The sequence below is a fragment of the Pseudomonas sp. Sample_24 genome (assembly GCF_004307605.1).
Taxonomy (GTDB): domain Bacteria; phylum Pseudomonadota; class Gammaproteobacteria; order Pseudomonadales; family Pseudomonadaceae; genus Aquipseudomonas.
In genome coordinates this window covers 1-10617 of sequence record NZ_RCNW01000407.1, presented here as the reverse complement: position 1 = coordinate 10617, position 10617 = coordinate 1, and the positions used below count along the sequence as shown (strand labels likewise).

Annotated in this window: 10 protein-coding genes and 2 pseudogenes; 5 read left to right on the top strand and 7 right to left on the bottom strand. The window is 60.3% G+C overall.

What is annotated here, in order from left to right:
- Nucleotides 1–248, top strand: a pseudogene (locus D8V06_RS23610) (MFS transporter); the annotation flags it as partial.
- Between the two features lie 63 nt (nucleotides 249–311).
- Here the strand turns inward: D8V06_RS23610 and D8V06_RS23605 are convergent.
- From D8V06_RS23605 to D8V06_RS23590, 4 genes are all read right to left on the bottom strand, one after another.
- Nucleotides 312–1190 carry a DMT family transporter gene (locus tag D8V06_RS23605; RefSeq protein WP_056855709.1) on the bottom strand — a complete coding sequence of 293 codons (879 nt, stop codon included), beginning with the start codon at nucleotides 1188–1190 and terminating at the stop codon, nucleotides 312–314.
- Nucleotides 1191–1320: 130 nt separating this feature from the next.
- Nucleotides 1321–2136 (bottom strand): sugar phosphate isomerase/epimerase, encoded by an 816-nt coding sequence (locus D8V06_RS23600; protein WP_130905842.1) that lies wholly within the window; start codon nucleotides 2134–2136, stop codon nucleotides 1321–1323.
- 2 nt (nucleotides 2137–2138) lie between these two features.
- Nucleotides 2139–3194: a Gfo/Idh/MocA family oxidoreductase gene (locus D8V06_RS23595; RefSeq protein WP_130931916.1), complete on the bottom strand. Its 1056-nt coding sequence runs from the start codon at nucleotides 3192–3194 to the stop codon at nucleotides 2139–2141.
- 125 nt (nucleotides 3195–3319) lie between these two features.
- Nucleotides 3320–4096 carry an IclR family transcriptional regulator gene (locus D8V06_RS23590; RefSeq protein WP_056855712.1) on the bottom strand — a complete coding sequence of 259 codons (777 nt, stop codon included), beginning with the start codon at nucleotides 4094–4096 and terminating at the stop codon, nucleotides 3320–3322.
- 173 nt (nucleotides 4097–4269) lie between these two features.
- Here D8V06_RS23590 and D8V06_RS23585 point away from each other — a divergent pair, with 173 nt between their 5' ends.
- From D8V06_RS23585 to D8V06_RS23570, 4 genes are all read left to right on the top strand, one after another.
- Nucleotides 4270–6018 (top strand): FAD-dependent oxidoreductase, encoded by a 1749-nt coding sequence (locus D8V06_RS23585; protein ID WP_130931915.1) that lies wholly within the window; start codon nucleotides 4270–4272, stop codon nucleotides 6016–6018.
- A complete protein-coding gene (locus tag D8V06_RS23580; protein WP_130931914.1) occupies nucleotides 6002–6835 on the top strand; it encodes an aldo/keto reductase in 834 nt (277 codons plus the stop codon). The genes D8V06_RS23585 and D8V06_RS23580 overlap by 17 nt, the downstream gene beginning before the upstream one ends.
- Before the next feature lie 212 nt (nucleotides 6836–7047).
- Nucleotides 7048–7935: a neutral zinc metallopeptidase gene (locus D8V06_RS23575; protein ID WP_130905839.1), complete on the top strand. Its 888-nt coding sequence runs from the start codon at nucleotides 7048–7050 to the stop codon at nucleotides 7933–7935.
- Nucleotides 7936–8895, top strand: coding sequence for an alpha/beta hydrolase (locus D8V06_RS23570; protein WP_130908440.1), 960 nt, complete (start codon nucleotides 7936–7938; stop codon nucleotides 8893–8895).
- Between the two features lie 93 nt (nucleotides 8896–8988).
- On the opposite strand, the gene D8V06_RS23565 is transcribed toward D8V06_RS23570, so the two are convergent.
- The 3 genes and pseudogenes from D8V06_RS23565 to D8V06_RS23555 all read right to left on the bottom strand — a co-directional run.
- Nucleotides 8989–9582, bottom strand: coding sequence for an HAD family hydrolase (locus tag D8V06_RS23565; protein WP_130931913.1), 594 nt, complete (start codon nucleotides 9580–9582; stop codon nucleotides 8989–8991).
- Nucleotides 9579–10448 (bottom strand): acyl-CoA thioesterase II, encoded by an 870-nt coding sequence (gene tesB, locus D8V06_RS23560; RefSeq protein ID WP_056855718.1) that lies wholly within the window; start codon nucleotides 10446–10448, stop codon nucleotides 9579–9581. Before tesB ends, D8V06_RS23565 begins: the two co-directional genes overlap by 4 nt.
- 106 nt (nucleotides 10449–10554) lie before the next feature.
- Nucleotides 10555–10617, bottom strand: a pseudogene (locus D8V06_RS23555) (GNAT family N-acetyltransferase); the annotation flags it as partial.

The following is a 10617-nucleotide window of genomic DNA, read 5'->3' as shown; positions in this document are numbered from 1 at the left end:
GGACCGCCAACATCTGGAGCCTGGTGATGGACTACACGCCCAAGCACATGATGAGTACGGTGTTCGGTTTCGGCGGCATGTGTGCGGCCATTGGCGGGATGTTCATGACCCAGTTGGTCGGCCACATCCTGACGGTCACCAACAACAACTACACCGTGCTGTTCACCCTGATCCCGGCGATGTACTTCATTGCACTGACCTGGATGTACTTCATGGCACCGCGCAAGATTCCGACAGTAGAAGACTGATGTTCCCTCGGCGCAGGCCCGCTATCGGGCCTGCGCTTTTTTTTGCCTGCTGTTCAGGGGCTATCAGCGACGACTTTGCTGCCAGGCCGCTGCCAGGCCACTGCAGCAAATAATGGCGATGCCGATCACGGTGGTCAGGGTCGGCGTGTGGGAAAACAGCCACCAGCCCAGCAGACCGGCGAAGATGATCTGGCAGTAACTGAACGGCGCCAGCAATGCCGGCGCAGCAAGCCGGAAAGCCTGGGTCAGGAACAGGTGCGCTGTCATCCCGCAGGCACCCAGCGCCAGCATCATCGCGCCGTGCGCCAGGCTCGGCGTCTGCCAGAAGAACGGCACCAGCGCGCTCATCACCAAAGTGTTGCACAGGCCGGCGAAGAAGTTGCTGGTGGTCGGGCTGTCGATCTCGCTGAGCTTGCGCGTCAGCAATTGGTAGAAGCAGAAAAACAATGCCGAACAGAATGGCAACAACACTGCCGGGGTAAACAAATCACCGCCGGGATGAACGATGATCAATACACCGATGAAGCCGAAGATCACCGCCAGCCATTGCCCGCGAGTGACCCGCTCGCCCAACAACGGCACCGACAATGCGGTGACCAGCACCGGTGCCAGGAAGTTGACCGACGTCGCCTCGGCCAGCGGGATGTACATCAACCCGGTGGTGAAAAACAGGCTGGTGCCCAACAGGCACAGTGCGCGAATCAATTGCAGCAGCGGTCGTTTGGTACGCAGAACCCGCAGCCCCGATTGCGGCAGGAAAATCCCGGCCATCAGCAACGTGTGAACCACGTAGCGCGCCCATACCACCATCACAATCGGATAGAAACCGGAGAGGTACTTCGAGAATGCGTCGTGACTGGAAAACAGGAAGGTTGCGACAACGATCAGCAGGATCCCCTTGAAGGGCTGATTGACGCCGGAGAGCGGGGTGCTGACGGTCATGAAGGCCTCTTAGTGAAATGGGTATGTGGCGAGGGAGCTGGCTCCCGCTGGACTGCGCAGCAGTCCCAAAACAGCATCGGCGACCGCTCCGCGCTCGAACGGGAGCAAGCTCCCTCATCACAAAAGCAAGTCAAATCCGCGCCAGCAATTCCCGGGTTTTATCCAAAGCCATCTGCGCCCGATCCAGCCCACTCACGCCCTGCTCCAGCAACTGCACAGTGGGAATCTCCAGGCTCAGTGGAATGTTAGCCGGCAAACAGCGCAACAATCCCGGCAGATCACAATCGCCATCCCCCGGAAAACGTCGCTCGTTACGCGCCTGACGCAAAATCTCGGCCATGTCGGTCGGTCGCGGCCCGGCAACATCGCACAACTGTGCATACCGTAACCGTGAAGGCGCAACGCTGGCCAGATCTTCCAGTTGCGATGCCGAACGATCGAAGTGAAATGCATCCACCAGCACCGCACCGTTTTCACGCCCGGCATTCTCGACGATACGCACGGCTTGTTGCAGATTGCGCGCATCGGTCCAGGGCATGAATTCCAGATGCGGATGCAGGCCGTAGGGCTTTGCAAGATCACACAGCCGCGCGAAGTTTTCTGTCAGCCGTTGCTCGTCAGAATCGTTACCGGCGACCAGCAACTCACTGGCGCCGAATTCGGCACCGACCGCCAGAACTTTCTCGAAGTCGGCGACGACGGTGTCCGGTTTCAAACGCAGGATTTCAACATCCAGCACACGAACGCCGGTATCGCGCAGACGGGCCAAGGTCTGACGGCGTAAATCGCCATCGGCCACCAAGGCAAAATGATGTTCCTCCGGCGTCGCCGGCACCAGGCGCAAACCGACGTGGCTGTAACCGGCCCGCGCCGCGACTTCGACCATCTGCGGCGGTGAAAGCTCCAGCACCGTCAGACTGGCCAGGGAAAAGATTCGTTCGCTCATGGTCAGCCCTCGATCAACGACGGTGCGCAGGCACGACCGGTTTCGGCGGCCTCGCGAATGGCTTCGATCAGTGCCAGCGTGCGTGAGGCATCCGCGGCGCTCACCAGCGGCTCGACCTCTCGGCGCACAACCCGCACGAAGTGCTGCAACTGTAGACGCAGTGCTTCATCGGCAACGACATCTTCCTGAGCTTCGAGCAACGGTTGGTGCCAACCGCCATCGACTTCGTTGTAATGCCAACGCTTGAGTTGCGCAATGCTCAACGCGCCGCCGGTCCCGGCCAATAAATAACACGGCTGGTCGGCCTGACGTGGATACACCGGGTTCTCCCCCGAACCCAACTCCCAACTCCAGGGCGCGGCCACCGCATCGGAACCGGTCAGGCTACCCAACGCGCCGTTGTCGAATTGCAGCAGCACCGCCGCGCAATCCTCGTTGGCAAACCCGCGTATTGCGTTGCTGGTAATGGCCTGCACCTGGCGCACCTCGCCACACAAATGCCGAAGCAGATCGAGGTCGTGGATCAGATTGGTCAACAGCATTCCTGCACCCGCCTCGCGGCGCCAAGGTGTTTCGAAGTAACTGTCGGGCTTGCGCAATTGCCAGAGCGCCGTGACCGTGGTCAATCGGCCCAGCGCGCCGCTGTGGATAAGTTCATGGGCACGGACGATCAACGGATTGTGACGCCGGTGATGGCCGACCAGCACCGGAACGCCGCTCGCTTTCGAAGCGGCCACCAACGTCCGGGCTTCATCGAGGTGCACACCCACCGGTTTTTCCAGCAGCACCGGCACGTTCGCCGCCAGACAGTCGAGCGCAGTACTGACATGCAACGTGTTGGGGTTGGCGATGATGACCGCGTCTGGCTTCGCCTGCTCCAGCATCTGACGGTGATCGGCGAAATAACCGACTCCCCATTGCGCCGCGAGAGCGGCCGCTTGCGGCCCGGGATCAGCGACGGCGCACAGGATCGCTTCACTCAGGGAGTTCAAATGCTGGTAGTGCTGCTGGCCCATGTTGCCGGCGCCGATCAACGCGATTCGAAGGGGCGAATTCAAGATGCGGTCCTCTTGTGGTTCTTGTTGGAAAAATGAATTCCATTAATTTAGAACCGAGTTCCACAATCTTACACAGACCGGTACAGAAAGTGTTCGAACAGCGCACAGCTTCTCAATTGGCGGTTTTAGCTGAACAGTTCCGACGCCAGACTCGCCGCCGACAACTCTTCGGTAAACGCCAACAACAACGGCGCCAATTCATGCAACCGTGCGCCCGGCATCCGTGCACTGGGCCCGGCGATGCTGAGCACGCCGATCACCCGCCCGTCCCCCGGATGGCGAACCACCGCGGCAATCGCTGAAGTGCCTACGGCCGAACTTTCCTCGACACAGGCGTAGCCCTGCTCCCGCGCCAGACGCAAACGCTCAAGCAATTCGATGTTGGAACGCGGCGCATTCGGCCCCGGTTCCAGCGGCCGATCCGCCGCCTGGCGCTCCACCAGCGACAAGGCCTCGGCATCGCTCATACACGCCAGCCACGCATGCCCCGAGGCGGTATAAAACAAGGGTGCATCGCGACCCATGTCAGGGTCATAACGCAAGCCCGAGCGAGCCCCCTGGGACTTGGCGATCCAGGTCTGGCGCTCGCCCTCGATCACCCCCAGTCGCACCAGTTCACCGGTTTCCTGTGCCAACCGGTCCAGCACCGGCTGCACAATGTCGGCGCCGCTGCTCGACAGGTATCGGAACCCCATGGCCACCAGTTTGGTCGACAAGTGATAACGCAAGTTTTCCGGATTCTGCCGCACGTAACCCAGCCGAATCAGCTCGGCGAGCAAGCGGTGAGTCGCGCTTTTGGGAATGTCCAATTGCTCCGCCAAGGTCTGCATTGGCAGACCGCGAGGGTCGCTGGTGAGGCTTTCGAGCACACTGAAAACACGTTCGATCTGACTGCCGGCCATGGGAGTTTCCACGCAAAATTTGCTCGATTCTAGAAGACAACCCGCGGAACGGGAAATCTGGAACTGTATGTCCGATAACCGCCCCCTTTACGCAGCCTTCACTTGCTCGCCTTAGGAAGACTCTTATATTTTCTGGAATCAAATTCCAAAATAACAACACCGGAGTGCTCACCATGCCTGCCGATTCGCACATTTTTCCCGACATCGACTGCGATGTGCTGATCGTCGGCTCAGGTGCGGCGGGCCTGTCCGCAGCCGTCACTACGGCCTGGCACGGGCTGAAGGTGATCGTGGTAGAGAAGGACCCGGTATTCGGCGGCGCCACGGCCTGGTCAGGAGGCTGGGCCTGGGTGCCATGCAATCCATTGGCGCGGCGTGCCGGCATCGTCGAAGACATTGAGCAACCGCGCACCTATCTGCAACATGAATTGGGCGACCAGTACGATCCGGCAATGATTGACGCGTTCCTTCAAGCCGCTCCGCAAATGGTCGCGTTCTTTGAACAGCACACCTCGTTGCAGTTTGCCGACGGCAATGCCATTGCCGACATCCACGGCGACACACCTGGTGCCGGGACCGGGGGGCGCTCGGTTATCGCAGCGCCGTTTGATGCCAGAAATGTCGGCAAACTGCTCAAGCGTTTACGTAAAACAATGCGCGAAACGTCTTTCATGGGCATGCCGATCATGGCCGGCGCGGACCTCACGGCGTTCCTCAACCTGACCCGCTCGCTGTCAGCGGCGTGGCACGTCACCCGACGCGTCACCCGGCATTTGTTCGATCTCGCCGTGCATGGTCGTGCCATGCAACTGGTCAACGGCGTGGCCTTGGTGGCGCGTCTGGCAAAGTCTGCCGAAGACCTCGGTGTATTGCTCTGGGAATCGGCGCCGGTCACCCAATTGTTGTGTGAGAACAATCAGGTGCACGGGGCGATCGTCAGCACAGGCAAAGGCTTGGTGCGCATCCGGGCGCGCAAGGGCGTGGTGCTGGCGGCCGGCGGCTTCGCCAATGACATCGAACGGCGCAAAGCGCTATTTCCGCGCACGCCGACCGGCCATGAACATCTGGCCTTGCCACCGCTCGGTGTGTCCGGTGACGGCCTGCGACTGGGTGAAAGTGTCGGCGCACAAATCAATGCCGAGATGGCCTCTCCCGTGGCCTGGGCACCGGTGTCGCAAGTGCCGCACGGCGACGGCAGCATTGGTCATTTCCCGCACATCATCGAGCGCGGCAAGCCCGGAATCATCGGCGTACTGAGCAACGGCCAGCGCTTCGTCAATGAAGCCAACGGTTACTACGACTATGTGAAGGCCATGGTCGCCACCGCGCCGCAAGGCGAAGAAGTCGCCTCCTGGCTGATTTGCAATCATCGTTTTCAGCGGCGTTACGGCTTGGGGATTTCACGGCCATTTCCTGTGCCGCTGACATCCTTTATCCGCAGTGGCTATCTGAAAACCGGTAACACGCTGGAGGAATTGGCGCCGGCCTGCGGCATTGATCCGAGCGGCTTGTGCGCCACGGTGTCGGACTACAACCGTCACGCACGCAATGGCGAAGATCCGCAATTCGGCCGTGGCTCGACGCCTTACAACCGCAAACAAGGTGATGCGTCGCAACACCCCAACCCCTGTGTCGCGCCTATCGAACAGGGGCCGTTTTATGCCGTGAAGGTCCAGCCCGGAAGCTTTGGCACTTTCGCAGGACTCAAGGTCAACCCGCATGCGCAGGTTCTGGACCACGCCGGTCAGGCCATTGAAGGGCTCTACGCGGCGGGCGGCGACATGGCGAGCATCATGGGTGGCCATTACCCCGCCGGCGGCATCAACATCGGCCCGGCGCTGACCTTCGGTTACATCGCCGCACGCCACATCGCAGGCGTCACTGCTTTTGAAAAGGAGATCGATCATGCAGCACATCGTTAACAGACAAGGTCTGAACATGCCGAAACTGGGCCTCGGCACCTGGCCAATGCTTGCAGATGAGTGCACCCGCGCCGTGGAGCAGGCCCTGGCGCTCGGATACCGGCATATCGACACGGCAGCCGGCTACAACAACGAGGACGCTGTCGGGCAGGCAGTGGCGAACAGTCCGACACCCCGCGAGCAGATCCACATCACCACCAAGGTCTGGTGGGACCAACTGCAACCCGATGCGATGCGTCATTCCATGGACCGCAGCCTCAAGGCCCTGCGTTCCGATTACGTCGACTTGTTCATGATCCACTGGCCCAGTACCGATTGGGATTTGCCACGCACCATTGAAACCCTGGTAGCGCTCAAGGAACAGGGGCTGGCACGCAACATCGGCGTGGCGAATTTTCCTCTACCGCTGTTGCGCAAAGTCATCGAAGAACTGGGCGCGCCGCTGTCAGCCATTCAGGTCGAATACCACGTGTTGCTCGGACAAAACGCACTGCTCGACTACGCCCGCCAACACGACATGGCGTTGACGGCCTACACACCGCTGGCACGGAACAAGGTGTCGGATATCCCTGCTATCCAGCAGATCGCCGCCAAACACGGAGCACTGCCAACCCAGGTCGCGCTCAAATGGTTGCTGGATCAATCGAACGTCGCGGCCATTCCCAAGGCCAGCACCGAGGCCAATCAGCTGGCGAACCTGGCGGCATTCACGATCAATCTGGATGATCAGGACCGTGCCTTGATCGCCAGCCTGTCCAAACGCCAGCGACAGGTCAGCCCGGACTTTGCGCCCGTGTGGGACGCGTTCGACGAATAACTTGCGGGACCGGCGATCACCCTCTGGATAAAAACCCATCGCAGAACGGAATTCGATGGGTTATCCGCGTTCAATACAAGCCTGAACAGTTCTCGGCAGCCGTTACGGATTGCCGGGAACACCGACGTGCGCAGGAAAAGCCGGACGACCGGACTGGCGCGGCTCTCACTTGGCAGCAACACTCATCGCACGGATTACCAGAGGATTCCCACATGCTATGGAAAAAAGGCCGACGCAGCGACAACGTGGTCGATGCCCGTAGTGAGGGTGCCGGCGGTGGCGGGATGCGCTTTGGTGGCGGCAAGGGCTTGAGCCTGACCGCGATCGTATTGATTGTCGGAATCGGCTGGATCACCGGCCAGGACCCGATGCAGATTCTCGGACAACTGGCCGGCCAGATGGGCGACACATCGGCGCCCGCCACCACCCAGACCCGCAAAGCCCCACCGACCACGGATGAAGGCGCCGAATTCGTGCGCTCGATCCTTGGCGACACCGAAGACACCTGGCAGCAGATCTTCCAGCAGGGCGGGCGGCAATATAAGGACCCGACCCTGGTGCTGTTCAGCAACCGGGTGAACTCGGCCTGCGGGATGGCGACATCGGCGACCGGTCCGTTCTATTGCCCTGCAGACCAGAAGGTCTATCTGGACATGGCGTTCTTCCAGGAGATGTCACAGCGCTTTTCCGCAGCTGGCGATTTCGCCCAAGCCTACGTGATCGCTCACGAAGTCGGACACCACGTGCAGACCTTGCTCGGCGTTTCCGCGAAAATTCAGACAGCCCGCCAGCAGGGTCGGCAAATGGAAGGCGACGGCGGTTTGCTGGTACGCCAGGAACTCCAGGCTGACTGCCTGGCCGGTGTCTGGGCCAACCATGCGCAGCAACGGTTGAACTGGCTGGAACCGGGCGATATCGAAGAAGCATTGAACGCTGCCAATGCCATTGGCGACGATCGTTTGCAGCAACAGGGTCAGGGCCGTGTCGTGCCGGACTCATTTACCCATGGTACGTCAGCGCAACGGGTGCGCTGGTTCAAAACCGGATTCGCTCAGGGCCAGGTGGGCCAGTGCGATACCTTTGCGGCGAAAAATCTGTAAATGAAGAAGTGGTTGTTGGTATTACTGTTCACATGTGCAACGTCCCAGGCTCAAGAGCAAGGGGTCAAAGAGCTCAGTCCCGGGCGCCTGCTGTTGAAGTCAGGTGAAATGGCGGTGGGCATCAGCCGGGCACCGGCAAAAATAGAGCGCGTATTGATCATCGTCCATGGCCGGTTGCGCAATGCGCAAACCTACCTGCAGAGCGGCCTGCGCGCTGCCGAACTGGCCGGACAAAGCGAAACCACCCTGGTGATCGCCCCGCAGTTCCTTGATGAAACCGATGTCGCAAAGCACCCAGTGGCTGACACCGTCCTGCGCTGGCAAGGCAATGAATGGATGGCCGGCGGTGAATCCACGGCACCGTTTCGAATGAGTTCCTTTGAGGCGCTGGACGAAATCATCGCCCGGCTGAGTGATCGTCGGCAGTTCGCGGATGTGAAGGAAATCGTGATCGCCGGTCACTCCGGCGGCGCACAGGTGGTGCAGCACTATGCTTTGCTGGGCCGCGATCAGTCGGCACTGGAAGGCGCCGGGGTAAAGCTGCGTTACGTGGTCGCCAACCCATCTTCCTATGCCTATTTCGATGAACGCCGGCCGGTAGCGTTCAACCATGCCAAGTGCCCGGACTTCAATCGCTGGAAGTATGGCCTGTCAGATCTACCTGCCTACGCCGACGGACAAACCGCTGCGCAATTGCAGGACAAGTACCTCAAGCGTGAAGTCGTTTATTTACTGGGGCAGCAGGACATCGACCCGAACCATCCGGCGCTGGATAAAAGCTGCGAAGCCAAGGCCCAGGGCCCGAATCGCCTGGCCCGAGGGCGTTTTTACTTTAATTATCTGAAGCGGTTGAAGCCGCGAGGGCTGGATCAACAGCTGATTGAAGTCCCCGGGGTCGGGCATAACGGGGACGGGATGTTTACGTCGCCTGAGGGGCAGAAGGCGTTATTCGGGCGATGAGTCTTGTTGCCTGATTTGACGCCATCGCGAGCAGGCTCACTCCTACAATGAAATGCGATCAACTGTAGGGCGAGCCTGCTCACGATGAGGCGTTCAAGCCGAAAGCATCTGCCGCAACTTGACACAATCCACCGCATGCCAGTCGGTCAATTCCGGCCACGGATTATTCGGCAGATTCACCAATACCGTACGCGCCCCCGCTGCCCGTCCGCAGTCCAGATCAAAACGGTAGTCACCGACCATCACCATCTGGCTGGTCGACACACTCCAGGCCTCGGCCAGCTTGAGCAAACCACCGGGATGCGGCTTTGGTGGGGCCTCATCGCGACCGAGCACATCCTCGACTGCAAAGCAGTCGGCCAGGCCGATCGCCTCGAGCGTAACGTGCGCCAACTCACGGGCATTGCGCGTCAGAATCCCCAGGCGATAACCACGTCCGGCCAACTCACGCACCAGTTCTACCGCGCCCGGCGCCGGTTTCGAACCCAGCGCCAGATCCCGTTCATGTTCCAGCAACCAGGCGTGTTTGGCCGCTGCTTCCTCGGCGGGCAGCGCGGCCAGGTGGGTCAGGATGTCGTCTTGCGCGGGGATCGCCAATGCCACGCGAATCGCCGCGAAATCATGCACGGCCACCGTCAGGGTGCCGTCCATGTCGAACACCCAATGACCTACGTCGGTCAGGCTCATGCCCAATCCTTGCGATGGCGGATCAAACCTTCCTGCGTGACCGAGGCCACCAGTTGTCCGGCGCGGTTGAATACGCTGCCACGGGAAAACCCGCGGGAATTGCCGGCCCACGGACTGTCCATCGCGTAAAGCAACCAGTCATCGGCGCGCAGGTTGGCGTGGAACCACAACGCATGGTCGAGGCTGGCGACCTGCATGTCCTTGTGCCAGACCGATTTGCCGTGAGGCTGCATCGACGTCACGAGCAGGCCGAAATCCGAAGCGTAGGCCAGCAAGTATTTATGCAGTGCCGGGGAATCGATCAAGGCACCGTCGGCGCGAAACCAGACGTATTTGATCGGGTCGGATGGCAATGGGTTGTAGGGATCTTTCTCGGTCACCGGGCGGAATTCGATCGGCTTCGGGCACAGCAGCTTTTCGCGCATTTTCTCGGGGATCAGGTGCGCGCGTTGCTGGGTCAACTCCAGTTCCGACGGCAGATTCTCCGGGCCGACCACTTGTGGCATTTCACTCTGGTGCTGAAAGCCTTCTTCGTCGTACTGGAACGAAGCGCTGCACGTGAAGATCGGGTGGCCTTTCTGGATGGCCGTCACACGCCGCGTGCTGAAACTGCCGCCGTCGCGAACCCTGTCAACCTGGTAAACCACTGGCAAACCGGCGTCGCCCGGACGCAGGAAATAGCCGTGCATCGAATGCACATGACGCGCCTCTTCCACAGTCTGACTGGCCGCCGACAGCGACTGCCCAAGCACCTGGCCACCGAACAACTGACGAAACCCGAGGTCCTGGCTGCGGCCACGGAACAGGTTTTCCTCGATCGGTTCCAGCGTCAGCAGGTCGACCAGATCTTCCAACACTTGGCTCATTCAGACTCTCCTCACACAACGCAATACCGCGCAGTCTTGGCTGCAGCGGTCGATTCAGTTTCTGGCCCGGGCCAACATGGGGTCCATTGTAAACGTCCGTGTCAGGTTATCCATGCAAGGTTTGCAGCCATTGTTCACGGCTGATGCGGTACAACACGTGATGACGCAG